Raw genomic sequence first — 25,754 nt, forward strand, 5'->3', positions numbered from 1 at the left:
TCACCGGCCCCGGGCCCCCGCCGCTCCCGCTATCCCGGCGTCACCAGCCGGGCCTCGTACGCGAACACCGCCGCCTGCGTCCGGTCCCGCAGCCCCAGCTTCACCAGGATGCGGCTCACATGGGTCTTGATGGTCGACTCGGCCACCACCAGGTGCGCGGCGATCTCCGCGTTCGACAGGCCCTGGGCGATCAGCACCAGCACCTCCGTCTCGCGTTCGGTCAACTCGCCCACCTGCGACAGCGCCGGCGGGCGCGGCGCCTCGGCGGCCTTCGCGAACTCGGTGATCAGGCGCTTGGTCACGGTCGGGGCCAGCAGCGCCTCGCCCGCCGCGACGACCCGCACGCCCTCCGCGAGCTGCCGCGCCGAGGCGTCCTTCAGCAGGAAGCCGGACGCCCCCGCGCGCAGCGCCTGGTACACGTACTCGTCCAGGTCGAACGTCGTCAGCACCAGCACCTTCGCGTCGCCGTCCGCGGCGACGATCTCCCGCGTGGCGTCGATGCCGTTCATCTCCGGCATGCGGATGTCCATCAGCACGACGTCCGGCCGCAGTGCGGCGACCTGGGCGACGGCCTCGCGGCCGTCGACCGCCTCGCCGACGACCTCGATGTCCGGCATCGCGTTCAGCAGGACGGAGAAACCCTCCCGGACCATCATCTGGTCGTCCACGATCAGCACCCGAATGGTCACGACTCCCCCTGGCCCGCGTGCGCCACCGGCAGGAACACGGCCACCTCGTAGCCGCCGTCCGCCGTCGCCTCCGCCGTCATCCCGCCGTCCAGCATCGCCACCCGCTCCCGCATGCCCGTGATCCCGTGCCCGGCCCCCGGGGACGGCTTGACCAGGCCCCTGGCGGGCCCGTTCACGATCCGCAGGCCGAGGCCGCCGAGCACGTACGACACCTCCACCTTCGCCGGCGCGCCGGGCGCGTGCCGCAGCACGTTGCTCAGCGCCTCCTGGATGATCCGGTACGCGGACAGCTCCACGCCTTGCGGCAGCTCGCGCACGGCCCCCGTCACCGTGGCCTCCACGCTCAGGCCCGCGTCGCGGACGTTGGCGATGAGCCCGTCGAGGTCGGCGAGCGTGGGCTGGGGCGCGTCGGGCGCCTCGTAGTCCTCGGCCCGTACGACGCCGAGGATGCGGCGCAGCTCGGTCAGCGCGGCCACCGCGTTCTCGCGGATCGTGACGAAGGCCTGCTCCAGCTCCGGCGGCGGGTTCTCCACGCGGTACGGGGCGGCCTCGGCCTGGATGGCGACGACCGACATGTGGTGGGCGACCACGTCGTGCAGCTCCCGGGCGATGGTGGTGCGCTCCTCCAGCAGCGTGCGCTTGGAGCGCTCCCGCTCGGTCACGGTCAGCTGCGCGGTGACCTCCTCCTTCGCCTGGCGCCGCGTGTGGAAGACGGTCACGCACAGCAGCACCAGCGCGGAGACGACGAGCAGCGGCGCGGTATGGGCGCCGGCCCCCCGGCTGAGGACCGTCTCGCAGAAGAAGCCGAACGCACCGGTCAGCGCCCACATCCAGGCGGCGGTGCGGGGGCGGGTGCGCGCCGCGACCACGGTCATCACGGTGAGGTGCCCGGCGAAGCTGGTCGGGGCCCAGGGCCAGCCGTCCCAGTAGCCGGACATGATGCTCACGAACGGGGCCGTCGCCAGGGACAGCCAGAAGGCGGCCACCGGCCGGGCCAGGGTCAGCAGGACGGCGACGGCCGGGACGAGCCCGGTGACCGGCTGGCCCTCGGTGTAGCCCAGCGACATGACGATCAGGGCCGCCCCGGCCACCAGGGCGTGCGGGAACCAGGCCAGGTACCCGCGTATGAACCGCGGCGTCCGCCTGGTCACCGGTCCGTCGGTCCTCATGGGCGGCAGGAGCCGGTAGGCGAGGGCGTCGTCGAGCAGTTCCCGGCGCATGCCCATGAACATGCCGTGCGCCATCCGGTACTCGGGGCTGCGGGTCTTGGTGTCGGTCACGTCGGCAACGGTAGGCACACGCGGGGACGCGGTCGTCACCTTGGATGCGGATTCTTCCGCGTCCCCCTGGAGTACTACGCCGCTGATCAGGCGCGGAACGCCTCCGCGTGCTCCCGCGCCCACTGCCGGAACGTACGGGCCGGGCGCCCGGTGACCTTCTCCACGGTGTCCAGGACCGTACGGCCCTCCACGGGGGTGTTCCCGTAGACGTGCAGCAGGAAGTCGATGACGTCCTGCGGCCGGCCCTCCGCCCGCCACTGCGCGACCGCCTCCGCCTCGGACAGCTCCACCAGCCGTACCGCACGACCGCGGGCCGCCGCGATGGCGTCCGCCTTGTCCCGGAGGGTCAGCACCTCGGGACCGGTGACCAGGTACTCCTGCCCGGCGTGCCCGTCCTCGGTGAGGGCGACCGCCGCGACCGCGCCGATGTCGCCCTCGTGGACCATGGCGCTGAGCCGGCCGGTGAAGGGCTCGCGCACCTCGTCGTGCGTCCGGATGCGCTCGGCCCACTCCAGGGCGTTGCTCATGAACTCCACGGGCATGACCACCGTCCACGGCAGGCCGCTCGCCCGCACGGCGTCCTCCAGCGGTGTGGGGCCACCGCCGTTGAGGACGGTGACGCGCCGGACGCCGGCCTCGCGGGCCAGCTCCACGATGCGCGGTCCGGTCTCCAGCGGAGCGAAGTACGCGCCGCCGAAGGTGATCAGGTGCAGGCCCGCGACCCCGTCCAGGGCCGGGGCGAGGGTGCCGGGGTCGGTGAGGTCGCCGCGGACGACCTCGACGCCGTCCGGGAGGCCGGCGGTGGCGGGGTCCCTGGTGAGCGCCCGGACGGGCTGTCCGAGACGCAGCAGCTCGGCGACGACCTGGCGGCCGACGGTTCCGGTCGCTCCGGTCACGAGGTTCACACGGTCGGTGGGGTGCTTGCGGTTCGTCATGCGGCCGACGCTACGGACCCTTGCGGTCAGGGCCGGTCCGCAAGGGTTCCCGCGTCACCAGGCGAGCTGGGCGATCTCCTCCGCGACCACCGCGGACGCGTCGGCCGCGGGATCGATCAGCGGGAAGTGCCCCACGCCGTCCAGCAGCGTCAGGCCGACCATCTCGCCGGCCTGCGCCGCCGCGTCCGCGTACGCCTCGGCGACGGCCTGCGGGACGACCGTGTCGTCACGGCCCTGGACGACGGTCGTGGCGATCCCGGTGGGCAGCAGCACCGACGGGTCGGCCACCTCCGCCCGCGCCGCGAACTCCTCCGGCGGGCCGAGCAGCTGGCGCACCGCGCCACCGCACACGTCCAGCTCCACCGCCCGCCCGAAGTGGGCGATGGGCGCGAGGGCGACGACCCCGCGCAGCTCGGGCGCCGCGTCCAGCCGCCACCGCGAGCCGCCCCCGCCGGCCGGCAGGACGTGCCGGGCCGCGGCCCACAGCGCCAGGTGCCCGCCCGCCGAGTGCCCGGTGACGACCGTGCGGCGCGGATCGGCCTGCGGCAGGTGCGTGCGGACGAGAACGGGCAGCGCGTCCAGCGCGGCGGCCACGTCGTCGAACGTCTCCGGCCAGCGACCGGCGACCGGGCCGGCGGCCGCCCCCGGCCCCTCGGGCGTCCGCGGCGCCGGGATCTCTCCGCCCCGCCGGTACTCGACGTTGGCGACGGCGAACCCCCGCCGCGCCAGGTGGTCCGCGAAGGGCGTGATGTGGCGGCGGTCGTACGGCGCGCGCCACGCCCCGCCGTGCAGCACGACGACGAGCGGCACCCGGTCGCCCGGGCCGCCGGGCCCGCCCTCGCGCGGCGCGTAGAAGTCCACCACCTGGTCCGGATGGTCGCCGTACGCGGCGGTGGAGTCCGGCTCGACGGCCGGGTGCGACAGGGCCGACGCCTCCTCTGCGGCGTCGCGCGCGGCGCGTGCGGCGGGGTCGGGCATGGTGCTCAGCCTTTCCGTGACGGGGCCGAGTCGGCCCGGACTGCGGGGACCGTACCAGGACCGGCACCCCCGCGGTCCGGGCCCGGCGTCAGCCCAGTACCTCCGCCAGGACGCGCGCCGCGCGCTCGGCGTCCGCGAAGCCGACGTACAGCGGCGTGAAGCCGAAACGCAGGACGTCGGGGCGGCGCAGATCGCCCACGACACCCCGCGCGACGAGCTCCTTCATCACGGCCGGCGCGTCCGGGCAGCTGAGCGAGACCTGACTGCCGCGCTCCGCGTGCGCCCGTGGCGTCACGCACGCCACGCGGCCCTCGGGCACGTACGCGCCGACGCACTCCAGGAAGAAGTCCGTCAGCGCCAGGCTCTTCACCCGCACGGTGTCGACCGACACCCCGTCCCACACGTCCAGCGCCGCCTCCAGCGCCAGCATGGAGAGGATGTCGGGCGTGCCGACGCGCCCGCGCAGCGCACCCTCGGCGGCCGCGTAGCCCGGCGTCATGGCGAAGGGGTCGGCGTGCGAGTTCCAGCCCGGCAGCGGCGAGTCGAAGCGCCGCTGGTGGCGCTCCGCCACGTACAGGTAGGCGGGCGCGCCCGGGCCGCCGTTGAGGTACTTGTACGTGCAGCCGACGGCCAGGTCCACGCCGTGCGCGTCCAGGTCCACGGGCAGGGCGCCCGCGCTGTGGCACAGGTCCCACACCGCGAGGGCCCCGGCGGCCCGGACCGCCGCCGTGACGCCGGGCAGGTCGTGCAGCCGGCCGGTGCGGTAGTCGACGTGGTTGACCAGCGCGGCGGCCGTCCGGGGGCCGACCGCGGCCGGCACGTCACCGGGGGCGACGGCCACCAGACGGCTGCCGGTCAGCCGGGCGGCCGACTCGGCGATGTACCCGTCCGTCGGGAAGGTCGTCGCGTCGACCACGATCTCGTCGCGGCCCTCGTCCGCCAGCCGGACCGCTCCCACCAGCGCCTTGAAGACGTTGACGCTGGTCGAGTCGCCGACCACCACCTGGCCGGGCGCCGCGCCGACGAGCGGGGCGATCCGGTCGCCGATCCGCTCCGGCGCGGTCCACCAGCCGCTCTCCTCCCAGGAGCGGATGCGCAGTTCGCCCCACTCGCGGGTGATCACATCGGCCATCCGGGCGGGTACGTGGCGGGGCAGCGCGCCGAGCGAGTTGCCGTCCAGGTAGACGACACCGTCGTCGAGCGCGAACAGCTCCCGCTGCTTCGCCAGGACGTCCTTGGCGTCCAGCACCTGCGCCCTGCGCTCGAACTCAGACATGGCTGCGCGCCGTCCACAGCTCGGGGAACACGTTCTTGCGGGCCCGCTTCTCCAGCCAGGCCACGCCGGCGGAGCCGCCCGTGCCCGTCTTCGAACCCATCGCGCGGCGCGTCGCCACCAGGTGGTCGTTGCGCCAGCGCCACACCAGCTCGGCGACGTCGGTCAGGGCCTCGCCGAGCCGTACCAGCTCGGCGTTCTGGTCCTGGTCGGCGTAGACCTGAGCCCAGATCTCCTCGACCGCCTGCGACGGCTCGTACTTCTGCGACAGGTCCCGCTCCAGGACCTCCGCCGGCACCGGCAGCCCGCGCCGCGCGAGGAGCCGCAGCACCTCGTCGTACAGGCTCGGCTCGTGGAGCGCCTTCTCCAGCTCGGCGTGGACGCGCGGGGCGCCGCGGTGCGGCACCAGCATCGACGCGGACTTGTCACCGAGGAGGAACTCCATGCGCCGGTACATCGCCGACTGGAAGCCCGACCCCTCGCCGAGGGCGCTGCGGTACGAGTTGAACTGCGCCGGGGTCAGCTGCGCGAGCGGTGTCCAGGACGCGTTCAGCGCCTCCAGCTCGCGGACGGAGCGCTTCAGCGCGTCCATCGCGACACGGACGTCGTCCTCGCGCAGCGCGCGGCTCGCGGTCTCCCACTCGTGGACGATGACGGTGAACCACAACTCCATGACCTGGGTGGTGACCAGGAAGACCATCTCTCCCGGATCGTCCGAGAGAGGGTGCTGGAGGTGGGTGAGGACATCCGCCTGGACGTAGTCCTCGTACGGTGTCGTGCCTGCGAAATCCAGGTTCGGGGTGTCCGAACCGGCCGCGGAGGCATTGGGGGCAGTAGACATCGCTGTCTCCATCAATGCGTGCTACCGGGTAGCGGTCTGCCCTCCGCCCATGCGCTCGGATCGCCTCCGGGCCGCCTGCCGCGTCCCTTCGGCCCCCTCGCGCCGGGTGAGAGCCCCGGTCCCCTCGGAGCCGCGCACAGGTGTTCGTCGGATGCGCGGCCCCAGACGCATCATGACACGACGGGCCCGGTGATGTACCGGCCGTCCTCCGCGTACGGCCAGGCGTTGGACCGGCACCCGTCCAACCCCTTGATCTGCTGCATCATCACCGGCGCGGGCCGTCCGGGACCGGAGCAGCCCAGGTGCTCGCGCAGGCCGATCTCGTGCCCGACCTCGTGGTTGATGATCAGGTGGCGGTACTCGGCGGGGGGACCGCTGAAGGTCGGCGAGCCGAGCGCCCAGCGCTTGAGGTTGACCACGACGCCGTCACGCGTCTCGCAGTTCAGCTCGCCGCCCGTGTCCAGCCCCTCGGCTCCGCACAGCGCGTCCGCGGTGTCGGGGGTGGCGATGCGGATGACGAAGTCGGCGTCCTCCGTCACCAGCTGGAAGGAGCCGCGGCCGTGGGCTGCCCAGCCCCGCGGGTGGGCGAGGATCCGCTGGATCTCCCCGGCGGCCTGTGCGGCGGGGACGCCGGTGCCGTCCTCGACCTGGACCTGGTAGCGGCGCAGTGGTCCGGAGCCGGTGCGCTCCCCGGTGGTGCGTGCGGTGGTGAAGGTTCCGGCGCCGGAGGACGGTACGGCCGGGGGTGCGCTCCGCGGCGGGGCGCCGCGGCTGCCGCGCGGCGGCGGTCCGGAGGCGGACCGCTCGGGCTCGGGCTCGGTGTCCCGGGCGCCGGCCGGCGGGGCCGCGGGCGGTGCGGCGGCGGCCGGCTCGCCGTCGCCCTGCCGGTGGGCGAGCAGGGCGCCCCCGCCGAGACACGCGGTGGCCAGGGCGAGCGCGAGCAGCACCGTCGGGGCGCGGCGGTCCTTGCGTCGCTTGCCCACGGCAGATGCCCCCCGGTTCGATGGTGTGTGCGATCGTACCGGCGGCTCGGGCCCCTGCCGCTGAGATCACTTTCACGCCACCCGGAGGGAACCCCTCCGCTTGCTGTGCCCCACCGCACGGGCCTGCCGGCCCCCACGCGAGCGCCCGCCCGCCCCCGTACGGGGACAGCGGGCGGGCGCGCGTGCGGAACGGGCCGGACGTCAGCCCAGGGTTTCGGCCGCCGTGGCCGAGGAGTCGCGCAGGAACGCCGAGCAGCGCTCGTACTCCTCCTGCTCGCCGATCGCCTGCGCGGCGCGGGCGAGGGCGTGCAGGGCGCGCAGGAAGCCGCGGTTCGGCTCGTGCTCCCACGGCACCGGGCCGTGGCCCTTCCAGCCGTTGCGGCGCAGGGCGTCCAGACCGCGGTGGTAACCGGTCCGGGCGTAGGCGTACGACTCGACGACCCGGCCGCCCTCGAACGCGTCATCGGCGAGCTGGGCCCAGGCCAGCGAGGACACCGGGTACTTCGCGGCGACGTCGGCGGGCGCGGTGCCCGACGCCAGCAGCTCGCGCGGCTCGGGGTCGTCGGGCAGGTGGGTGGGGGGCGGTCCCCCCAGGAGGTTTTCGTGGATACCCATGCCCCCAGTGTCACAGGCCCGGCACCGCGAGTGCGATGCCGGGCCCGGGTCCGCGGGGCGGGGTGCTACTTCAGCTTGGTACCGGCCGAACGCAGCGCGGTGCAGGCCTCGGCCACCCGCTGGGCCATGCCCGCCTCGGCCAGCTTGCCCCAGGTGCGCGGGTCGTAGGTCTTCTTGGAGCCGACCTCGCCGTCGACCTTCAGAACACCGTCGTAGTTCTTGAACATGTGGTCCGCGACCGGACGGGTGAAGGCGTACTGGGTGTCGGTGTCGAGGTTCATCTTCACGACGCCGTTCTCCAGCGCGGTGGCGATCTCCTCGGCCGTGGAGCCGGAGCCGCCGTGGAAGACGAAGTCGAACGGGTCGGCCTTGCCGAAGCGCTCGGCGACGCCCTGCTGGAGGTCCTTGAGCAGCTCGGGACGGAGCACGACGTTGCCCGGCTTGTACACGCCGTGGACGTTGCCGAAGGAGGCGGCCAGCAGGTAGCGGCCCTTCTCGCCCAGGCCCAGCGCCTCGGCGGTGCGCACGGCGTCCTCGACGGTCGTGTAGAGCTCGTCGTTGATCTCGTGGCTGACGCCGTCCTCCTCGCCGCCGGTCGGGGTGATCTCGACCTCAAGGATGATCTTGGCGGCGGCGGCCTGCGCGAGCAGCTCCTGGCCGATGGCCAGGTTGTCGGCGAGGGTCTCGGCCGAGCCGTCCCACATGTGGGACTGGAACAGCGGGTTCTCACCCTTGGCGACACGCTCGGCGGAGACGGCGAGCAGCGGACGTACGTAGCCGTCCAGCTTGTCCTTCGGGCAGTGGTCGGTGTGCAGCGCGACGGTGACGTCGTACTTCGCGGCGACGATGTGCGCGAACTCGGCCAGGGCGACCGCGCCGGTCACCATGTCCTTGTTGTGCTGGCCGCCCAGGAACTCCGCACCACCGGTCGAGATCTGGATGATGCCGTCGCTCTCGGCCTCCGCGAAGCCGCGCAGGGCGGCGTGCAGCGTCTGCGACGAGGTGACGTTGATGGCGGGGTAGGCGAACTTGCCGGCCTTCGCCCGGTCGAGCATCTCGTTGTAGATCTCGGGGGTTGCGATGGGCATGTGTCCGCTCCTTGTGATGTGCGGGTTGCGTTCGTTGCTATCCCTGACCTGGGGGCGACGTCATCGTCGCACTCATCATCCCAGACCGGCGCGCGGGCTCCACCGGCACGTGCCGAGAGGGGCGGACGGTTTCACGTGAAACCGTCCGCCCCTCTCGGAAGACGCAGGTCAGGGCAGTTCCTTGGCGCCCTGCGGGTCAGTCCAGGCCCAGCTCGTCCAGGGCGTACGCGTAGAGGTACGGCACCCCCGCCGTCTCGCTGATCCTCTCCGCCGCGCCGGTCGCCCGGTCCACGATGGTGGCCACGGCGACGACCTCGGCTCCGGCCTCGCGGACCGCCTCGACGGCGGTGAGCGGCGAACCGCCGGTGGTGGAGGTGTCCTCCACCACGAGGACGCGCCGGCCCTTGATGTCCGGGCCCTCGACCCGGCGCTGCATGCCGTGCGCCTTGGCGGCCTTGCGGACGACGAAGGCGTCGAGCTGCCGGCCGCGCGCGGCGGAGGCGTGCAGCATCGAGGTGGCGACCGGGTCCGCACCGAGGGTCAGACCGCCCACCGCGTCGTAGTCCAGGTCGGCGGTCAGATCGAGCATGACCTGACCGACGAGCGGCGCGGCGGCGCCGTCCAGGGTGATCCGGCGCAGGTCGACGTAGTAGTCGGCCTCCAGACCCGAGGAGAGGGTCACCTTGCCGTGCACCACGGCCTTGTCCTTGATCTGCTGCAGCAGCTCGGCACGTACGTCAGTCATGCCCACGAGCTTAAGCGCCGCCGATCAGAGCCGTCGCCACGTCCAGGTGGCGGCGATCTCCAGCGGCTCGATGGGGGTGACCAGGCGGGGGTGGGTGTTGAGACCGTTGGGCGGACCCGACTGCGGCTCCACGCACACGGCCTCCTCCTGCTCGTCGTAGACCACGACCCACTCGGCCCGGCTGGTGACCTTCAGCTCCATCCGCCCGGGCCAGGTCAGGGTGACGTCGACGCCGTCGGGCATGCCGAAGCAGTCGTCCCAGGGGCCCGGACGGGGGTCGATCCGCCGCCCGGTCGGCAGGTGGTCCTCCCCGCGCTCCTCCTGCCAGGCGGCGTCGAAGTCGACGCGTACCGCCTCCCCGTCGCCCAGCGTGCGGTTGAACCACGGGTGCCAGCCGGCCTGCGCCGGAAAGGAGTTGTCGTACGTCTCGACGCCGAGCCGGAGGGTGAGCGCGTCCTCGGCCAGCTCGAAGATCTGGGTGACCCGCCCGGTGTACGGCCAGGGCTCGGCGAGGTCGTAGGTGAACACCGCCTCCGCCTTGTCGGCCCGGGCGGTGTGCCAGGCGACGTCCCGTCCGGTGCCGTGGATGGCGTGCGGCGGCGAGTTCAGCGGCAGCTGGTGCCATGTGGCGCCGTTGAGGAACCGGCCGTCGGCGACGCGGCCGCACCAGGGCACCATGGGGAAACAGCCGTACCGCTCCCCCTGGCGGAGCAGCTCCGTGCCACCGATGCGGAGGCTCTCGATACGGCATCCGTTGTCCGGACGGACGGTCAACTCCACGTCTCCGGCCAGGAGCCGGACGCTCTCGCTCGCTGCGCTGCTAGTCGTCACGGCACCGACACTACTTGCGCCGCCGCAGGGCCCGCCCCACCACGACGGCGGAAGCCAGCGCGAGCGCCGCCGCGGGGGCGAGCCAGCGCAGGGTGGCGGTCGCCGACGCCGTCTCCGGTCCCGGCGTGGGCGCGTAACGCCCGCGCGGCGGGGCGTGGTCGACCTCCTCGGCGCTGCGGCCGATCATCGTCCGGCGGGCGTGGGCGGCCTCGGCCGGAGCCACGCCGGCGAGGAAGTCGTCGTCGGCCTCGTCCTCCAGGGGGCTCAGCCCGGGGGCCGGCACGGGCGTGTCGTACAGCCCCGTGTCCGCTTCTGCTTCCGTCCCCGTGACCGCTCCCTGGTCCACGCCGTCGTCGTCGACGTCGCTCTCGTCGAGACGGCTCTCGCCCAGGTCGCTCCTGTCGGGGCGGTCGGCGCCGGCGTCCGCGTCCACGGCAGGGCCGGCGGACGCGGCCGTCGCCGTCAGCGACTCGGCGAAACGGTCCAGCAGGCGGTGGGCCGTGGCGGCCGCCGTCTCCGGCGGGAGGTCGGTGAGGCGTCCGTCCGCCTGGAGGGAGCCGGTGAAGGCGAGGGAGGTGCCGCCCTCCGCCTCGGCGGGACGCACCGTCAGCGCGAGCTTGACCGAGCCGGAGCCGCGGACCTCGATGCCCTCGCCCTCGACGGCGTACGCGCCGTCCTGCTGCGCGACGAGGCGCAGCGCACCGCGGTAGGTGATGGAGTGCCCGCCGGCCCGCACCTTGAGCCGGCCCGACAGGGGGCCGGCCGACGCGTCGGCGTCCTGTTGGAGCCCTGGGACGCAGCGGGCGACGCGGGCGGGATCCGCCAGCACGTCGCGGACGGCTTGCACGGTGACCGGAACGAACACCTCATGCTCCATGGGAGCCGAGCCTACCGACGCCCGGCCGTCACGTCACTCGGCGTACCGGGGGTGCACCAGTGTGGAGGACGGCAGGTCCCGCGGCGGGACCGGTACGGCGCAGCGACCGGCCGTCGCGGGCGGCACGACGGGCGGCGGAAGCGGCCCGGACACCGCCGCGAGGAGGAAGCCCCGGTCCTCGGGAGCGCCCCCGCGGCCCGCGGAGCGGTCGGGCCCGGCGGGGAAGCCGGGCAGCCGGCCCTGCGCGCAGTACGGCCGGGTGGTGAACCCCGCCGCCCGCAGCGTGGCGTCCACCGTCCAGTAGGTGTGCGGTCGGGACGCCATCGGCCCCGCGTGGACGACGAGGCGCCCGCCGTCCGCCATCGCCCGCGCGGCCAGGGCGTAGAACTCCTCCGCGTAGAGCTTGGTGCTGGCGGTGATGCCGGGGTCCGGCAGGTCGGAGACCACCACGTCGTACGCCCTGGGCTCCGCCGCCCCGCGCAGCCAGCGGAAGGCGTCGCCGTGCACCACCCGCACCCGCGCGTCGCCGTACGCGCCGCCGTTGAGCCGGGCGAGCGCCGGGTCCGTGCGGGCGAGGCGCACCACGCCCGGGTCCAGCTCGACCACCGTCACCGACTCCACGTCCGCGTACCGCAGGACCTCCCGCAGCGCGAGCCCGTCACCGCCGCCCAGGATCAGCACGCGCGCGTGCCGCCCGCGCATCGCCGGGTGGACCAGCGCCTCGTGGTACCGCCGCTCGTCACGGCCGCTCACCCGCAGCCGCCCGTCCAGGAACAGCTCCAGCGACTCGCCCGCCCCGCCCGTCAGCACCACCTCCTGGACGCCGGTCCGGACGGCGACGCGCACCTGCTCGCCGTAGACGGCCCGCCGCGCCGCGCGCTCGAAGTCGTCGACCAGGGCGGCGGCGGTCGCCAGCAGCCCGAGGACCGCCACGTTGACGGCCACCAACAGCCAGCGCTCCCGGCCCGTCAGGTCGCGGCCGAACAGCCACAGCACCAGCACCCCGCCCGCCGCCGCGTTGACGGCCCCGGTGAGCAGCGCGCTCGTCAGCTGGCCGAGCCAGGGCAGCAGCAGGAAGGGGAACGCCAGTCCGCCGACGAGCGCGCCCACGTAGTCCGCGGCGAACAGGTCGGCGACCGTACCGCCCGCGTCCTGCTCGGGCCGCCGCGAGACGCGCTGGATGAGCGTCATCAGCAGCGGTATCTCCGCCCCGATCAGCACGCCGATGGCGAGCGAGAACGCCACCAGCACGGGCCGCGCCCCTCCGCCCGGCCCACCGGCCGCCAGGGTGTCCCCGCCCCACGCGAACGCGGCGTACAGCACCAGCGCGGAGCAGCCCCCGACCAGCGCGAGCGCGGCCTCCACCAGCCCGAAGCCGACCGCGGCCCGGCAGCGCAGCCGCTTGGCGAGCAGCGAGCCGACGCCCATGGCGAACACCATCACGGACAGGACGACCGAAGCCTGGGTGACCGAGTCCCCGATGAGGTACGAGGCGAGCGCCACCAGTTCGAGTTCGTACACCAGACCGCAGGCGGCGCAGACGAAGACCGCCAGCAGCACCAGGAACCGCCCCGCGCGCTGCCGCACCGGCAGCGGCGCCCCGCCCCGCGCGGACGGCGGCACGGGAAGGGGCACGGGCGGCGCTTCGATCACCCCATAACGCTACGTCACTCCTCGGTGACTCCTTGTCACCCACACGGGTGCAACTACAGTGCGGCAGGCATACGGACGCCCACACTCGTCCTGGTGACGACGAGCTGGCCTTCCTGCGGGTAGGCATGCCAGGTGCGCCACCGCACCTGCCCCTCGTGCCGCTGCGCCAGCATCGCCGTGAAGGCGTGCGGTGAACCGGGGAACGTGCCGGCGAGGCCGTTCGGGTGGTCCGCGACGAGCGCCAGCAGCTCCTGCGCACGCCCCGCGAAGGAGCCCTCGGAGAGCGTCTCGACGCGCGCGGCGAACTCGTACTCCCACGGCCCGATCCGCTTGGCCACGCCCAGCGGCAGCGGCGTGTTGCTGCCCGGGATGCAGGCGACGGTCTCCGAACAGCTGCCCTGCTCCTCCTCCAGCAGCACCTGGTGCGACGCACCGAGGAGTCTGAGCTGGAGCGTGGCACCGGACAGTTCGAGATCGAGCACGGCGAGCGCGGGCAGTGCCTCGCGACCCAGCGCCCAGGCCAGGTCGGCGGCGCGTGTGTCGGTATAGGCGGTCTTGAGCGTGGTGAGCATGGGTCGGCTCCGCAAACAGGGTTTGACGGGTGGACCGGGAGCGTCCCGGGAGACGTTCAGGGGGCGGACTGGGGGATCTCCGTCTCGAAATCCACACGCGAGGTCCGGGGGCTGGATGTTCTCGACAGCGAGGCAATCACGAACTGCGGCTGGCTCACAGCGTTTTTACCCAACTTGACGTGGTTTCCATCCCCCAGGGGGCCTATCGGTTCAACTGTTCAACCAAAAAAGGGGTGATGAGCGCGGAACCGCTCAACGAAAGGGCGCCCGGGGGGAGTTCACCCGCACCGGGCGCCGTCCGTGGTCGCGGACCAGCTGCCCCGTGTCAGCTGCCTCCGCCACCGCATCCGCCCCCGCCACCACCACCTCCGCCTCCGCCTCCGCCTCCGCCTCCGCCTCCGCAGGACGAACCTCCCCCGCAGGACGAGGCGCCTCCGCAGGAGGAGGAGCCGCCGTCGCCGGCCCACCAGCCGCCGCCACCGCGGGTGCGCGACCGGCGCCGGCGTCCGCCGCCCGCCACACCGCCGGCGAAGAGCACACCCAGCACGATCAGCACTACGCCGAAGACCAGACCGATCCCCATCGCACTCACCTTCCCCCGTGTCCGTTCCCCCGTGTCGGTGGTGACAGGGGAATGCCCATGGCCCCGCACGCGCTAATCGGAATTGAGGAAGTCCAGAGGTTTCGCCGTACCCGCACGCACCGCACCGCCCGTACGCACCGCACCGCACCGCCCCGGGCGCGCCGCACCCGGCGCCGCGCGCACTTGAGGCGGGCGGAGGTTCGCCCCAGGATGGCCGCCATGACACGACCGCTGCGACCGCTGCTCAACCGCCGCCTCGCCGGCTTCGGCACCACGATCTTCGCGGAGATGTCCGCGCTGGCCGTGCGGACCGGCTCCATCAACCTGGGCCAGGGCTTCCCCGACACCGACGGCCCGGAGGAGATCCGGGAAGCGGCGGTGCGGGCCCTGCGCGACGGCCGCGGCAACCAGTACCCGCCGGGCCCCGGCATCCCCGAACTGCGCACCGCCGTCGCCGAGCACCAGCAGCGGCGCTACGGCCTGGCGTACGACCCCGACACCGAGGTCCTCGTCACCGCGGGCGCCACCGAGGCCATCGCGGCCTCGCTGCTGGCGCTGGTCGAACCGGGCGACGAGGTGATCGCCCTGGAGCCGTACTACGACTCGTACGCGGCCTGCATCGCCATGGCCGGCGGCACCCGGGTCCCGGTCACCCTCCGGCCCCGGGACGGCCGCTTCACGCTCGACCTGGACGAACTGCGGGCCGCCGTCACCGACCGCACCCGCCTGATCCTGCTCAACACCCCGCACAACCCCACCGGCACCGTCCTGTCCCGCGACGAACTCGCCGCCGTCGCCGCGCTCGCCGTCGAACGGGACCTGCTCGTCGTCACCGACGAGGTGTACGAGCACCTCGTCTTCGGCACCGCCGAGCACCTGCCCATCGCCGGGTTCCCCGGCATGCGCGAGCGGACCGTGACCATCTCCTCGGCGGGCAAGACGTACTCGTACACCGGCTGGAAGATCGGCTGGATCACCGCGACGCCGGAGCTGGTCGGCGCCGTGCGGTCGGTGAAGCAGTACCTCACGTACGTGTCCGGGGGGCCGCTGCAGTACGCGGTCGCCGAGGCGCTGCGCCTGCCCGAGGCGTTCTACGAGGGCGTGCGGGCCGATCTGCGCGCCAAGCGGGAGGTGCTGTGCCAGGGGCTGGCCCAGGCCGGTTTCGGGGTGTACGCGCCGGCCGGGACGTACTTCGTCACCACCGACATCCGCCCCCTCGGCGAGACGGACGGCGTGGCCTTCTGCCGGGCGCTGCCCGAGCGGTGCGGGGTCGTCGCCATCCCGAACGCGGTCTTCTACGACCACCGCCACCAGGGCGCGCCGTTCGTGCGCTTCACCTTCTGCAAGCGGACGGAGATCCTCCAGGAGGCCGCCGCCCGGCTCAAGGGGCTCGCCCCTAACGCCTGACGGGGCCGCTGTCACGGCGACACGCGCGCGCGGGGCCCGCCCGGGGAGCGACCACCCGGGCGGGCCCCCTGCGCTCGCGTGGCCGCGGTGGCCCGCCGAGGGTCGGGGTGAACGCTCCCGCGCGCACGGAGGTGCACCCTGTCCGCCGAGACCTGTACGGGCATCCAGACACGGCGCCGGCAGTTTCCGCGCCGGCTCGCCGCACTGCAGCACGCGGGGCCCGCACTGGGGGTGTTCGCCGCCGCCCGGCTGACCGGGATGCTGGTGATGGCGGTGTGGGCGTGGCACACCGGCCGCTCACCGCGCGCGCTGCTGGCCGGGTCGTGGGACTCGGACTGGTACCTGCGGATCGCCGCGCACGGCTACGGCCGGACGCTGCGCTGGCCGGACGGCTCCGTCCAGTCCGATCTGGCGTTCTTCCCGCTCTACCCGGGGCTGGTGCGGGCGGTGACGACGGTGCTGCCGGTGGCGGGCGGCACGGCGGGGCTGCTGGTGTCGTGGACGGCGGCGGGGGCGGCCGCGTGGGGCGTCTTCCGGATCGGTGACCGGCTGTACGGACGGGCGGTGGCGACGGCGCTGGTGGCCCTGTGGGGGCTGCTGCCGCACTCGATCGTGCTGTCCATGGCGTACACGGAACCGGTGATGACCGCCTTCGCGGCCTGGTCGCTGTACGCCGTGCTCACCCGCCGCTGGCTGTGGGCGGGGGCCCTGGCGGCGCTGGCCGGGGCGGCGCGGCCGAACGGGGTCGCGGTGGCGGCGGCGGTGGTCGTGGCGGCGGGGTGCGAACTGGCGGGGAACCGGGGCCGCGGCGACTGGCGGCTGTGGGCGGGCGCCGCGCTGGCGCCGGCCGGGTGGGCGGGGTACGTGCTGTGGGTCGGGGCCCGCACGGGGGACCTGCTGGGCGGCTACTTCGCGGTGCAGACCGGGTGGACGTCGCGGTTCGACTTCGGCGCCGGGACCTGGCGGTTCGCGCGGACCGTGGTGACGCGGCCCATGGACCTCGGTTTCACGATGTCGCTGGCGCTGACGGCGGTGGGGGTCGTGCTGTTCGCGCTGTTCCTGCTGGAGCGGCCGCCGCTGCCGCTGCTGGTCTACACGGCGGTCCTGGTGGCGATCGTGGTGGGCGGCTCGGGCTTCTTCGAGTCGAAGCCGCGTTTCCTGCTGCCGGCGTTCCCGCTGCTGCTGCCGGTGGCGTGCGCCCTGCGCAAAGCCCGGCCCGGGGCGGCGGTCGTGGTGATCGCCGCCCTGGCCGGGCTGTCGTTCGCCTACGGGGCGTACGTGCTGACGCTCGCCACCATGGCCCTGTGACTCAGGCGGTGCCGTCGCCGTCGGTGTCCGCGGGGCCCTCGGAACCCCCGGCGCCCTCCAGGCCGAACTGCTCCACGAGCCACTTGTCGAACTCGATCGACGCGCGGACCCAGCTGACCGTCGACTGCACGAAGTGCTCCAGGCTGACGCCCGTGCCGATCAGCATCTGCGCCTCGCCGATGAGCCGGACGGTGGCGCCGCCCTGCTCGTCCTCGTGCAGGTGCGTGTAGACCTTGGGCCACAGGGTGCGGCGGTTCCAGTCGTCGATCGTCTCCAGGATCCGCTCCTTGTTCTCGACCGGGTGCGGCCGGTCGTAGAACGTCCGCACCGAGAAGACCTGCTGGTCCCCCTCGCCGCGGAACATGAAGTACGTGCGGAACTCCTCCCACGGCGCGGCGAGGTCGCCCTCGTCGTCGACGACGTACTTCAGCTCCATCTGTTCGAGGAGCTGCTTGACGAGGTCCTGGTCGGGGACGACGGGGCCCGCCGGTCCTGCGGCCTGCTGCGGCTGGGGCTGGCCCCCGAAATTCGGAATGGAGGACGGGTCGATGCTCACCGTGAATTTCCCTTCGTACGATTGCGGCCATCCTCTCCCATCCCGGGCCGTCGGTGGCAAGCCCGTGCCGCGGGGATCCGCCGGTGTCCGGCGGATCCGCTGCGCCTACCGGGTGACGCCGACGATCAGTTCGGTGCCGGCGCGGTCCACCCGGACCGTGTCGCCGTCCTTCACCTCGCCGGCGAGGATCTCCCGGGCGAGCCGGTCGCCGATGGCCGTCTGGACCAGGCGGCGCAGCGGGCGGGCGCCGTACGCCGGGTCGAAGCCCTCCACGGCGATCCAGTCCAGGGCCTCGGGGGTGACCTCCAGGGTGAGCCGGCGCTCGGCGAGGCGCCGCGCCAGGCGGTCGATCTGGAGCCGCGCGATGTGGGCGAGCTGGTCCCGGTCGAGGGCCGTGAACACGACGATGTCGTCGAGGCGGTTGAGGAACTCCGGCTTGAAGGAGGCCCGGACCACCTCCAGCACCTGCTCCTTCTTCTGCTCCTCGGGGGTCAGCGGGTCCATCAGGAAGGTGCTGCCGAGGTTGGAGGTGAGGATCAGGATGGTGTTGCGGAAGTCGACCGTGCGGCCCTGGCCGTCGGTCAGCCGGCCGTCGTCGAGCACCTGGAGCAGGATGTCGAAGACCTCCGGGTGGGCCTTCTCCACCTCGTCCAGCAGCACCACGCTGTACGGGCGGCGACGGACCGCTTCGGTGAGCTGGCCGCCCTCCTCGTACCCGACGTAGCCGGGGGGCGCGCCGACGAGCCGGGCGACGCTGTGCTTCTCGCCGTACTCGCTCATGTCGATGCGGACCATGGCCCGCTCGTCGTCGAAGAGGAAGCCGGCGAGCGCCTTGGCCAGCTCGGTCTTGCCGACGCCGGTCGGGCCGAGGAAGAGGAACGATCCGGTGGGCCGGTCGGGGTCGGAGATGCCGGCGCGGGTGCGGCGCACCGCGTCCGACACCGCCCGTACGGCCTCGCCCTGGCCGATGAGCCGGCGGCCGATCTCCTCCTCCATGCGCAGCAGCTTCTGCGTCTCGCCCTCCAGCAGCCGGCCGGCCGGGATGCCCGTCCAGGAGCCGACGACGTCGGCGATGTCGTCGGCGCCGACCTCGTCCTTGACCATCGTGTCCCTGGCGGCCTCCTGCTCGGCCTCGCTGGCCGCCTCCAGCTCCCGCTCCAGGGCGGGGATCTCGCCGTACAGCAGCTTGGACGCGGTGTCGAAGTCGCCGTCGCGCTGGGCCCGCTCGGCCTGGCCGCGCAGGTCGTCCAGCCGCTCCTTCAGCTCGCCGACGCGGTTGAGGCCCTGCTTCTCCTTCTCCCAGCGGGCGGTCAGGCCGCGCAGCTCCTCCTCCTTGTCGGCGAGGTCGCGGCGCAGCTTCTCCAGGCGCTGGACGGAGCCGGGGTCGGACTCGTTCTTCAGCGCCAGCTCCTCCATGCGGAGGCGGTCGACGGCGCGCTGGAGCTCGTCGATCTCGACGGGCGAGGAGTCGATCTCCATGCGCAGCCGGGACGCGGCCTCGTCGACGAGGTCGATGGCCTTGTCGGGCAGGAACCGTGAGGTGATGTACCGGTCGGAGAGCGTGGCGGCCGCGACGAGCGCGGAGTCGGCGATCTGGACCTTGTGGTGGGCTTCGTACCGGCCCTTGAGGCCGCGGAGGATGGCGATGGTGTCCTCGACGGTCGGCTCGGCGACCAGGACCTGCTGGAAGCGGCGCTCCAGGGCGGGGTCCTTCTCGATGCGCTCGCGGTACTCGTCCAGGGTGGTGGCGCCGACCATGCGCAGCTCGCCGCGGGCGAGCATCGGCTTGAGCATGTTGCCCGCGTCCATGGCGGAGTCGCCGCCGGCGCCCGCGCCGACGACCGTGTGGAGCTCGTCGATGAAGGTGATGATCTGTCCGTCGCTGTCCTTGATCTCGGACAGGACGGTCTTCAGCCGTTCCTCGAACTCGCCGCGGTACTTCGCGCCGGCCACCATGGCGCCCAGGTCGAGCGCGACCAGCCGCTTGTTCTTCAGGCTCTCGGGCACGTCGCCCTTGATGATGCGCTGGGCGAGCCCCTCGACGACGGCGGTCTTGCCGACGCCGGGCTCACCGATGAGCACCGGGTTGTTCTTGGTGCGGCGGGACAGCACCTGTACGACGCGGCGGATCTCCTGGTCCCGGCCGATGACCGGGTCGAGCTTGCCGTCGCGCGCGGCGGCGGTGAAGTCGGTGCCGAACTTCTCCAGGGCCTTGTACTGGCCCTCCGGGTCGGGTGTGGTCACCCGGCGTCCTCCCCTTGCCTTCTCGAAGGCGTCCAGCAGCTTCCTGGCGCTCGCCCCCTGCCGGTCGAGTTCCTCCGCGGCCTGGCCGCCCTTGGCCGCGATGCCGATGAGCAGGTGCTCGGTCGACACGTAGTCGTCGCCGAGCTCCTTGGCGCGCTGCGAGGCGTCGGCGACGACGGCGAGCAGGTCGCGGTTGGGCTGCGGGGGCGCGACGGTGGAGCCGGTGACGCTGGGCTGGGCGGCGAGCAGCCGCTCGGCCGCGGAGCGCACGCCGGCCTGGTCGGCCTCGACGGCGGCCAGCAGGTCGATGATGTTCTCGTTGTCCTGGCCCTCCAGCAGCGCGAGCAGCAGGTGCGCGGGGGTCAGGTCCGGGTGTCCCTCGGACACGGCGCGGCTGGTGGCGGCGTTGAGGGCGTCCCGGCTCCGGTTGGTCAGCTCGGCGTCCACGTTCGCTTTCTCCTCCTTCTGAGCCCTTGAGAAGCCTTTACTCATCCAACGTACACAAAGTTGAGTCTATTCCACTCAAGGTGGTGGGCGGTAGCGGCCCCCGGTAGGTTCCGGCCCATGGCCATAGACCTGCGGAACCCCGGCGACTCGTACCTCGGCTTCTGGCGCGAGTACCACATGTGCACCCTGACGACGCCCCGTCCCGACGGCACTCCGCACGTCGTCGCGGTCGGCGTGACCTACGACCCCGAGGGCGGCGAGAAGGGCATCGCCCGGGTCATCACCAACAGGCACAGCCGGAAGGTGGCCAACGTCCTGGCCGCGGGCGCGGACGGCGCGCGGGTCGCGGTCTGCCAGGTGGACAAGGGGCGCTGGGCGACGCTGGAGGGCGTCGCGCGGATCCGCACGGAACCGGACGCCGTGGCGGACGCGGTCGCCCGGTACGCGGAGCGCTACGGCCGTACGCCGGCGCCCAACCCGGACCGGGTCGTCATCGAGATCGCGCTGACGCGGGCGATGGGGCGGGCGTAGCCACCCGGTGCGCCGGCGCCGGGCGCCCGTGCGCGCACAGCACAGCGGCACCATCGCGTTTCAGGTCCGCGATGGTGCCGCTGTGTGGGGGAAGCACCTGAGCGATCTACAACGACGGGGGAACCGCTCAGGCGCTGCGGGGGGTGGCGGTGGTGGTCTCCACCTCGACGAGCTGATGATCGCGCTGGTCGAGATTGACGAAAATCATGCCGTAACGAATGGCGCACCGGACGGGCTGCGGGGCTCCCCGGGGACGGCGCAGACACCGGTAGGCGCGGATGTCCTCGTCGTCGCCGCGCGTGATGACGATCGGCTCCCCGAAGAGGGTGACCATCAACGAATCGCCACTGTGCGGCACAGCCGTGACGAGGTCGATGAAGTGCCACCCCGAGCGGTAGGCGGATGCCATCTCACGCCGGAAGCGAGGGTCTTCGGGAACTGTCATGCCCCCACGGACCCCCAGCCGGGATCGGCGGCGCTGGGAGCCGACTCCCAGCCCGGGTCCTGGACCGCGGTGACGCTCTGCGTCGCCACACCCCAGCCCGGATCCTTGGCCTCCGCGACGTGCGGCGTCCTCGCGCCCCAGCCAGGATCCCCGGCGGACGCCACGGTTCCCACCGCCGCAGCAGCGAAGAGCGCGACACCGACAACGGTGCGTATGAGCTTCTTGGCCATGACCGAGCAACCTCACTTGAAGGTAATACATCCCGCTCCCCCGCAGCCATGACGATGGCTCACTCCCCACGCTTCCACCACTGGCTCAATGCATCATGTTCCTGAATCGGAAAAGCCTGGGGGTGTACATATGCAACCGGATAGGGATGAACAGGGACATCCCCATAGCCACATGGAGCTTTGCGAGACCGGTTCTCAGCTCTACGCGGATGCTCTACGGGCCGGGCGCATCTCCCGCGCGGAAGTCGCGCCGGCACCCTGCCTCCTCGACCTCGACCTGCTGCGACCGGACCCGGACGACGCGCAGTGGCTGCGGCCCGTACCGCCGTCGGCGGCCCTGGCGCAGTTGATACTGCCGATCGAGAAGGAAATACAGGAGCGCAGGCGGCTCACCGTCGCTCTTGCCGACGCTTTCGAGCCATTCATGGCGGTCAGCGCGCACGATCCGTCCACCACCCACGCGATCAGCGTGCTGGAAGGCCTGAAACGGATCAACGCGAGCCTGGACCGCGCCGTCGGGGACTGCTCGGTGGAACTGCTCACCGTCCAGCCCGGCAGCGGCCGCAGCGCGCACACCTTCGGCGAGGCGCTGCGCCGGGTCCGCCCGCTCCTGGGCCGGGGCATCCGGATGCGCACCCTCTACCAGCACACGGCGCGCCACCAGCCCATCACCCTGTCCTACCTGGAGCGGATCGGCCCCGAGGTCGAGGTGCGCACGCTGGAGGAGATCATCGACCGGCTGATCATCGTCGACCGCAAGGTCGCCTTCGTGCCCGCCAGCCGCGACCGGCAGGTCGCCCTGGAACTGCGCCACCCCGGGCTGGTGGAGTACCTGGTCGGCGTCTTCGAGCAGTTCTGGCTCCAGGCCATCCCGCTGGACGAGCCCGTCACCTACGAGCCCCACCCCCACGGCATCAGCGGCGTGCAGCGCTCCATCGCCAAGCTGCTGGTCGAGGGCCACGTCGACGAGGCCATCGCCCGCCGCCTCGGCATGAACGTACGGACCTGCCGGGCCCACATCGCCAAGCTCGCCTCCGCGCTGGGCAGCGGCAGCCGCGCCCAGCTCGGTTACCTGATCGCCCGGTCCGGCCTCCTCGAACGGGACCACTGACCGGGGCCGGCCGGAGGGTCAGTCACGCGGCCGCGCCCAAGGCGTGACCTCCACCGCTCCGGTGTTCCCCAAATCCAGCGGGCCGTCGTCCGGCGCGACCGTCTGCGCCGCGACACCCGGCGCGGGCGTCACCCGCAGGTACGCGCCGCTCGTCGCCACGACGTCCGTACGGGTCACCGTGTTCCGCCAGATCACCGACGCCTCCGCCCGCTCCCCCGGCCGCAGCACGAACGCCGGGCGCCGCGCGCCGCCGTCCGTGCCGGTCCCGAGCCGCACGGCGACGTCCAGCTCCTCCCGCTCCTCGCCGAGGACTTCGAGCACCGGGTGACCGCTCACCCCGAAGGGCTCCGTGCCGCAGTTGAGCAGGAACACCCCCATGCCGCGCACCCCCATCGCCGCGCTGACCGGTCCCGTCATGACGCGGACGCCGGATCCGGGGCACGGCGCGCCGCCGCCGCCGTCCGCCGGGGCCCCGGTCGCCCGCGAACCGGGGGGAGGCGCCGAGGGCGACGGAAGTGCCGCTGAGGCGCTCGTACGGGTGGGGAGGGGCGCACTGCCCGTCTCGTCGTCGCAGGCCGTGGTGAGGGCCGCCAGGGCCGCCAGCGCCGTACACAGCCCGAAGGCCCCCTTCGTACGACGAAGGGGGCCCGGGGAAGAAGACGTCACTGCTCGCCGCGCTTGGCCGCCGGACGCCACACCACCAGCGCGCTCGCCTGCTGCACGTCCTGGTACGGCACGAGGTCGCGCCGGTAGGAGGCGTGCACCTGGGCCTCGCGCTGGCGCATCGCCGCCGCCGCACCCTCGACCGCCGCACTGAGCTCGGCTACCCGGGCCTGGAGTGCGGCGACCTGGTTCTCCAGCTCGATGATCCGCTTGATGCCGGCCAGGTTGATGCCCTCGTCCTGCGACAACTGCTGCACCTGGCGGAGCAGTTCGATGTCGCGGGCCGAGTAGCGCCGGCCGCGGCCCGCCGTACGGTCCGGCGAGACCAGGCCGAGCCGGTCGTACTGCCGCAGCGTCTGCGGGTGCAGCCCGCTCAGCTGGGCCGCCACCGAGATGACGTAGACCGGCGTGTCATCGGTCAGCTCGTACGGGTTGCGTCGACGTCCGTCCATCTCAAGCCCCCTTCGCGGCCTGGAACAGCTCAGCTCGCGGATCCTCGTCCGCCGTCGCCTGACGGTACGTCTCCAGGGCCTCGCGCGCCTTGTCGTTGAGGTCCTCGGGCACCGCCACCTCGACGGTGACGAGCAGGTCCCCGCGCGTACCGTCCTTGCGCACCGCGCCCTTGCCCCGGGCGCGCATCGTACGGCCGTTGGGCGTACCGGCCGGGATCTTCAGCGTGACCGGCGGCCCGCCCAGGGTGGGCACCCTGATCTCCCCGCCGAGCGCCGCCTCGTCGAACGACACCGGCACCGTGACGGTGAGGTTGTCGCCCTTGCGGCCGAAGACCGGGTGCGCACCGACGTGCACCACCACGTACAGGTCACCGGCCGGGCCGCCCCGCTCACCGGGTGCGCCCTTGCCGCGCAGCCGGATCCGCTGCCCGTCGGACACGCCCGCCGGGATGCGGACCTGCATGGTGCGGGACGACTTGGCGCGGCCGCTGCCGTGGCAGACCTCGCAGGGGTTCTCCGCGATCAGGCCGCGGCCCTTGCAGTCCCGGCAGGGGTCGGTCAGCGAGAAGCCGCCGCCCGTGCCCCGCGACACCTGGCCGGTGCCGACGCAGGTCGGGCAGACCCGCGGCGTGCCGTTCTTGTCGCCCGTCCCCGAACACGCCTTGCACGGCTGCTGGCTGGACATCCGCAGCGGGACCGTGGCCCCCTCGACCGCCTCGGTGAAGCTGAGCGTCACCTCGGACTCGATGTCCTGGCCCCGGCGCGGCTGCGTGCGCGTGCCCGCCCCGCCGCGGCCGCCGAACAGTCCGCCGAACACGTCCCCGAGCCCGCCGCCGAAGCCGCCGGCACCGGCACCGCCCCCGCCCTGGGCGCCTCCGAAGAGGTCGCCCAGGTCGAAGTTGAAACTGCCGCCGGCGCCGCCGGGGCCGGGGCGGAAGCCACCGTTGCCGAAGAGGGCGCGCGCCTCGTCGTACTCCTTGCGCTTCTTCGGGTCGCCGAGGACGTCGTTCGCCTCGGAGATCTCCTTGAAGCGCGCCTCGGCGGCGGCGTCGCCCTTGTTGGCGTCCGGGTGGAACTCGCGGGCGAGTTTCCGGTACGCCTTCTTGATCTCCGCCTCGGTGGCGTCCTTGGGGACGCCGAGAACCTTGTAGTAGTCCTTCTCCACGAAGTCCTTCGTGCTCATCGACGTCCCTCCTTCCGGTTACCCCTCAACGCGTCAGCCCTCCTCGGGGCCACCGCTCTCCTCGTCGGCGGACTTCTCCTCCGTACCGGATTCCTTCGCGGCGCTCCCGGCGTCCTTGGGCGCCGCCCCCGGCTGGGGCTCGGCGACCGCGACACGGGCGGGCCGGATGGTCCGCTCGCCGATCCGGTACCCGGGCTGCAGGATCGCGACGCAGGTCGTCTCGGCGACGTCCGGTGCGTACGAGTGCATGAGCGCCTCGTGGATCGTCGGGTCGAAGGGCTCGCCCTCCTTGCCGAACTGCTGCAGGCCCATCTTGGCGGCGACCGTCTCCAGGGATTCGGCCACCGACTTGAAGCCGCCCACCAGCTCGCCGTGCTCACGGGCCCGGCCGATGTCGTCGAGCACGGGCAGGAGCTCGGTCAGGAGGCTCGCCACGGCGAGCTCCTTGACCGTCACCCGGTCGCGCTCGACCCGGCGGCGGTAGTTCTGGTACTCGGCCTGGAGCCGCTGGAGGTCCGCCGTGCGCTCGCTGAGCGCGGTGCGGGTCTGGTCCAGCTGGGCCGTCAGACCGGCCACCTGTGCGTGTGCGTCCCCGGCCCGGTCCGCCGGGACCTCCTCCGCCTGCGGCGAAGTGGTCCCGGCGGCCTCGGCGGCGTCGTCGGTGGCGTCGCCGGAGGGGACGTCGGGCTTCTCCTCGAAGCCCGGGGTCTCCTCCGTCATGCGGCCCCCTTCGGCTTCTCGTCGTCGACGATCTCGGCGTCGACCACGTCGTCGTCGGCAGCGCCCTGGGCGGCACCCGGGGCCTCACCGGCACCGCCGGCGGCCTGGGCGCCCTGGGCGTCGGCGTACATCGCCTGGCCGAGCTTCTGGGAGACGGCCGCGACCTTCTCGGTGGCGGTGCGGATCTCCGCGGTGTCCTCGCCCTTCAGCTTCTCCTTGAGCTCGTTCACCGCCGTCTCGACCTCGGTCTTGACGTCGCCCGGAACCTTGTCCTCGTTGTCCTTGAGGAACTTCTCCGTCTGGTAGACGAGCTGCTCGCCCTGGTTGCGGGTCTCGGCGGCCTCGCGGCGCTTGTGGTCCTCCTCCGCGTACCGCTCGGCCTCCTCACGCATCCGGTCGACCTCGTCCTTCGGCAGCGAGGAGCCGCCGGTGACGGTCATCTTCTGCTCCTTGCCCGTGCCCAGGTCCTTGGCGGTCACGTGCATGATGCCGTTGGCGTCGATGTCGAAGGAGA

At 73.1% G+C, this 25,754-nt stretch carries 27 protein-coding genes; 4 read left to right on the forward strand and 23 right to left on the reverse strand.

Annotation, left to right across the window (positions count from 1 at the left end; translation table 11 throughout):
• Positions 1-29: 29 nt before the first annotated feature.
• The 14 genes from ACIA79_RS17475 to ACIA79_RS17540 all read right to left on the reverse strand — a co-directional run bounded on the left by ACIA79_RS17475 (position 30) and on the right by ACIA79_RS17540 (position 13,360).
• Positions 30-689, reverse strand: a complete 660-nt coding sequence (locus ACIA79_RS17475) for a response regulator (RefSeq protein WP_399429148.1) — start codon at positions 687-689, stop codon at positions 30-32.
• On the reverse strand, positions 686-1,969 hold the full coding sequence (locus ACIA79_RS17480; RefSeq protein ID WP_399429149.1) for a sensor histidine kinase: 1,284 nt from the start codon (positions 1,967-1,969) through the stop codon (positions 686-688). Before ACIA79_RS17480 ends, ACIA79_RS17475 begins: the two co-directional genes overlap by 4 nt.
• Positions 1,970-2,055: 86 nt before the next feature.
• Positions 2,056-2,904, reverse strand: a complete 849-nt coding sequence (locus ACIA79_RS17485; RefSeq protein WP_399429150.1) for an NmrA family NAD(P)-binding protein — start codon at positions 2,902-2,904, stop codon at positions 2,056-2,058.
• Positions 2,905-2,958: 54 nt separating this feature from the next.
• Entirely contained in the window at positions 2,959-3,882 is a 924-nt protein-coding gene (locus ACIA79_RS17490) for an alpha/beta hydrolase family protein (protein ID WP_399429151.1), read from the reverse strand.
• An 88-nt stretch (positions 3,883-3,970) separates the two neighbouring features.
• Complete coding sequence (gene kynU / locus ACIA79_RS17495; protein ID WP_399429152.1) at positions 3,971-5,158, reverse strand: kynureninase; 1,188 nt, start codon at positions 5,156-5,158, stop codon at positions 3,971-3,973.
• Positions 5,151-5,996 carry a tryptophan 2,3-dioxygenase gene (gene kynA / locus ACIA79_RS17500; protein WP_399429153.1) on the reverse strand — a complete coding sequence of 282 codons (846 nt, stop codon included), beginning with the start codon at positions 5,994-5,996 and terminating at the stop codon, positions 5,151-5,153. Before kynA ends, kynU begins: the two co-directional genes overlap by 8 nt.
• Before the next feature lie 170 nt (positions 5,997-6,166).
• Positions 6,167-6,979 (reverse strand): DUF3152 domain-containing protein, encoded by an 813-nt coding sequence (locus ACIA79_RS17505; RefSeq protein ID WP_399429154.1) that lies wholly within the window; start codon positions 6,977-6,979, stop codon positions 6,167-6,169.
• A gap of 201 nt (positions 6,980-7,180) precedes the next feature.
• Positions 7,181-7,594, reverse strand: a complete 414-nt coding sequence (locus ACIA79_RS17510; RefSeq protein ID WP_399429155.1) for a DUF3151 domain-containing protein — start codon at positions 7,592-7,594, stop codon at positions 7,181-7,183.
• 65 nt (positions 7,595-7,659) lie between these two features.
• Positions 7,660-8,682 carry a class II fructose-bisphosphate aldolase gene (fbaA, locus tag ACIA79_RS17515; RefSeq protein ID WP_031077706.1) on the reverse strand — a complete coding sequence of 341 codons (1,023 nt, stop codon included), beginning with the start codon at positions 8,680-8,682 and terminating at the stop codon, positions 7,660-7,662.
• Between the two features lie 196 nt (positions 8,683-8,878).
• Positions 8,879-9,427 (reverse strand): orotate phosphoribosyltransferase, encoded by a 549-nt coding sequence (pyrE, locus tag ACIA79_RS17520; RefSeq protein ID WP_399429156.1) that lies wholly within the window; start codon positions 9,425-9,427, stop codon positions 8,879-8,881.
• Positions 9,428-9,451: 24 nt separating this feature from the next.
• Complete coding sequence (locus ACIA79_RS17525) at positions 9,452-10,258, reverse strand: aldose 1-epimerase (protein WP_399429157.1); 807 nt, start codon at positions 10,256-10,258, stop codon at positions 9,452-9,454.
• Positions 10,259-10,268: 10 nt separating this feature from the next.
• Entirely contained in the window at positions 10,269-11,135 is an 867-nt protein-coding gene (locus tag ACIA79_RS17530; protein WP_399429158.1) for an SRPBCC domain-containing protein, read from the reverse strand.
• Between the two features lie 33 nt (positions 11,136-11,168).
• Positions 11,169-12,788, reverse strand: a complete 1,620-nt coding sequence (locus ACIA79_RS17535) for a polyamine aminopropyltransferase (RefSeq protein ID WP_399429159.1) — start codon at positions 12,786-12,788, stop codon at positions 11,169-11,171.
• A gap of 53 nt (positions 12,789-12,841) precedes the next feature.
• A complete protein-coding gene (locus ACIA79_RS17540; protein WP_399429160.1) occupies positions 12,842-13,360 on the reverse strand; it encodes a DUF2617 family protein in 519 nt (172 codons plus the stop codon).
• Positions 13,361-14,153: 793 nt separating this feature from the next.
• Here ACIA79_RS17540 and ACIA79_RS17545 point away from each other — a divergent pair.
• Together ACIA79_RS17545 and ACIA79_RS17550 are read left to right on the forward strand one after the other, a co-directional pair.
• Positions 14,154-15,350 (forward strand): pyridoxal phosphate-dependent aminotransferase, encoded by a 1,197-nt coding sequence (locus ACIA79_RS17545; RefSeq protein WP_399429161.1) that lies wholly within the window; start codon positions 14,154-14,156, stop codon positions 15,348-15,350.
• Positions 15,351-15,488: 138 nt separating this feature from the next.
• Complete coding sequence (locus tag ACIA79_RS17550; protein ID WP_399429183.1) at positions 15,489-16,658, forward strand: hypothetical protein; 1,170 nt, start codon at positions 15,489-15,491, stop codon at positions 16,656-16,658.
• A 1-nt stretch (position 16,659) separates the two neighbouring features.
• Here ACIA79_RS17550 and ACIA79_RS17555 read toward each other — a convergent pair whose 3' ends face one another.
• Together ACIA79_RS17555 and clpB are read right to left on the reverse strand one after the other, a co-directional pair.
• Positions 16,660-17,214 (reverse strand): YbjN domain-containing protein, encoded by a 555-nt coding sequence (locus tag ACIA79_RS17555; protein ID WP_399429162.1) that lies wholly within the window; start codon positions 17,212-17,214, stop codon positions 16,660-16,662.
• A 105-nt stretch (positions 17,215-17,319) separates the two neighbouring features.
• The gene (gene clpB, locus ACIA79_RS17560; protein WP_399429163.1) at positions 17,320-19,905 is read right to left on the reverse strand and encodes an ATP-dependent chaperone ClpB; all 2,586 of its coding nucleotides are present in this window, start codon (positions 19,903-19,905) and stop codon (positions 17,320-17,322) included.
• Positions 19,906-20,022: 117 nt separating this feature from the next.
• On the opposite strand from clpB, the gene ACIA79_RS17565 reads away from it, so the two are divergent.
• Positions 20,023-20,436 (forward strand): pyridoxamine 5'-phosphate oxidase family protein, encoded by a 414-nt coding sequence (locus ACIA79_RS17565; protein WP_399429164.1) that lies wholly within the window; start codon positions 20,023-20,025, stop codon positions 20,434-20,436.
• Positions 20,437-20,563: 127 nt separating this feature from the next.
• Here ACIA79_RS17565 and ACIA79_RS17570 read toward each other — a convergent pair whose 3' ends face one another.
• Together ACIA79_RS17570 and ACIA79_RS17575 are read right to left on the reverse strand one after the other, a co-directional pair.
• Complete coding sequence (locus tag ACIA79_RS17570; RefSeq protein WP_078887968.1) at positions 20,564-20,881, reverse strand: (2Fe-2S)-binding protein; 318 nt, start codon at positions 20,879-20,881, stop codon at positions 20,564-20,566.
• Positions 20,878-21,111 carry a hypothetical protein gene (locus tag ACIA79_RS17575; protein WP_399429165.1) on the reverse strand — a complete coding sequence of 78 codons (234 nt, stop codon included), beginning with the start codon at positions 21,109-21,111 and terminating at the stop codon, positions 20,878-20,880. The genes ACIA79_RS17570 and ACIA79_RS17575 overlap by 4 nt, the downstream gene beginning before the upstream one ends.
• A gap of 172 nt (positions 21,112-21,283) precedes the next feature.
• Between ACIA79_RS17575 and ACIA79_RS17580 the strand changes: the two genes are divergently transcribed.
• Positions 21,284-22,222, forward strand: coding sequence for a helix-turn-helix transcriptional regulator (locus ACIA79_RS17580; protein WP_234334959.1), 939 nt, complete (start codon positions 21,284-21,286; stop codon positions 22,220-22,222).
• An 18-nt stretch (positions 22,223-22,240) separates the two neighbouring features.
• Here ACIA79_RS17580 and ACIA79_RS17585 read toward each other — a convergent pair whose 3' ends face one another.
• From ACIA79_RS17585 to ACIA79_RS17605, 5 genes are all read right to left on the reverse strand, one after another.
• Positions 22,241-22,918 (reverse strand): DUF4232 domain-containing protein, encoded by a 678-nt coding sequence (locus ACIA79_RS17585; RefSeq protein WP_399429166.1) that lies wholly within the window; start codon positions 22,916-22,918, stop codon positions 22,241-22,243.
• On the reverse strand, positions 22,885-23,337 hold the full coding sequence (locus ACIA79_RS17590; protein ID WP_399429167.1) for a heat shock protein transcriptional repressor HspR: 453 nt from the start codon (positions 23,335-23,337) through the stop codon (positions 22,885-22,887). The genes ACIA79_RS17585 and ACIA79_RS17590 overlap by 34 nt, the downstream gene beginning before the upstream one ends.
• 1 nt (position 23,338) lies before the next feature.
• Positions 23,339-24,520, reverse strand: coding sequence for a molecular chaperone DnaJ (gene dnaJ, locus ACIA79_RS17595; RefSeq protein ID WP_399429168.1), 1,182 nt, complete (start codon positions 24,518-24,520; stop codon positions 23,339-23,341).
• 33 nt (positions 24,521-24,553) lie between these two features.
• Complete coding sequence (gene grpE, locus ACIA79_RS17600; protein WP_399429169.1) at positions 24,554-25,240, reverse strand: nucleotide exchange factor GrpE; 687 nt, start codon at positions 25,238-25,240, stop codon at positions 24,554-24,556.
• On the reverse strand, positions 25,237-25,754 hold a 518-nt coding region (locus ACIA79_RS17605), incomplete at its 5' end, for an Hsp70 family protein (RefSeq protein ID WP_399429170.1). The genes ACIA79_RS17605 and grpE, both read right to left, overlap by 4 nt.

This window comes from Streptomyces sp. NPDC051310 (assembly GCF_044455245.1).
Lineage (GTDB): Bacteria > Actinomycetota > Actinomycetes > Streptomycetales > Streptomycetaceae > Streptomyces.

Excerpts from the sequence above, each read along its gene's own strand:
- ACIA79_RS17485 (WP_399429150.1), bottom strand. The coding sequence starts at position 2,904 with ATGACGAACCGCAAGCACCCCACCGACCGTGTGAACCTCGTGACCGGA.
- ACIA79_RS17490 (WP_399429151.1), bottom strand. The coding sequence starts at position 3,882 with ATGCCCGACCCCGCCGCACGCGCCGCGCGCGACGCCGCAGAGGAGGCG.
- kynU (WP_399429152.1), bottom strand. The coding sequence starts at position 5,158 with ATGTCTGAGTTCGAGCGCAGGGCGCAGGTGCTGGACGCCAAGGACGTC.
- kynA (WP_399429153.1), bottom strand. The coding sequence starts at position 5,996 with ATGTCTACTGCCCCCAATGCCTCCGCGGCCGGTTCGGACACCCCGAAC.
- ACIA79_RS17510 (WP_399429155.1), bottom strand. The coding sequence starts at position 7,594 with ATGGGTATCCACGAAAACCTCCTGGGGGGACCGCCCCCCACCCACCTG.
- fbaA (WP_031077706.1), bottom strand. The coding sequence starts at position 8,682 with ATGCCCATCGCAACCCCCGAGATCTACAACGAGATGCTCGACCGGGCG.
- pyrE (WP_399429156.1), bottom strand. The coding sequence starts at position 9,427 with ATGACTGACGTACGTGCCGAGCTGCTGCAGCAGATCAAGGACAAGGCC.
- ACIA79_RS17530 (WP_399429158.1), bottom strand. The coding sequence starts at position 11,135 with ATGGAGCATGAGGTGTTCGTTCCGGTCACCGTGCAAGCCGTCCGCGAC.
- ACIA79_RS17540 (WP_399429160.1), bottom strand. The coding sequence starts at position 13,360 with ATGCTCACCACGCTCAAGACCGCCTATACCGACACACGCGCCGCCGAC.
- ACIA79_RS17545 (WP_399429161.1), top strand. The coding sequence starts at position 14,154 with ATGGCCGCCATGACACGACCGCTGCGACCGCTGCTCAACCGCCGCCTC.
- ACIA79_RS17565 (WP_399429164.1), top strand. The coding sequence starts at position 20,023 with ATGGCCATAGACCTGCGGAACCCCGGCGACTCGTACCTCGGCTTCTGG.
- ACIA79_RS17570 (WP_078887968.1), bottom strand. The coding sequence starts at position 20,881 with ATGACAGTTCCCGAAGACCCTCGCTTCCGGCGTGAGATGGCATCCGCC.
- ACIA79_RS17575 (WP_399429165.1), bottom strand. The coding sequence starts at position 21,111 with ATGGCCAAGAAGCTCATACGCACCGTTGTCGGTGTCGCGCTCTTCGCT.
- ACIA79_RS17580 (WP_234334959.1), top strand. The coding sequence starts at position 21,284 with ATGGAGCTTTGCGAGACCGGTTCTCAGCTCTACGCGGATGCTCTACGG.
- ACIA79_RS17590 (WP_399429167.1), bottom strand. The coding sequence starts at position 23,337 with ATGGACGGACGTCGACGCAACCCGTACGAGCTGACCGATGACACGCCG.
- dnaJ (WP_399429168.1), bottom strand. The coding sequence starts at position 24,520 with ATGAGCACGAAGGACTTCGTGGAGAAGGACTACTACAAGGTTCTCGGC.
- grpE (WP_399429169.1), bottom strand. The coding sequence starts at position 25,240 with ATGACGGAGGAGACCCCGGGCTTCGAGGAGAAGCCCGACGTCCCCTCC.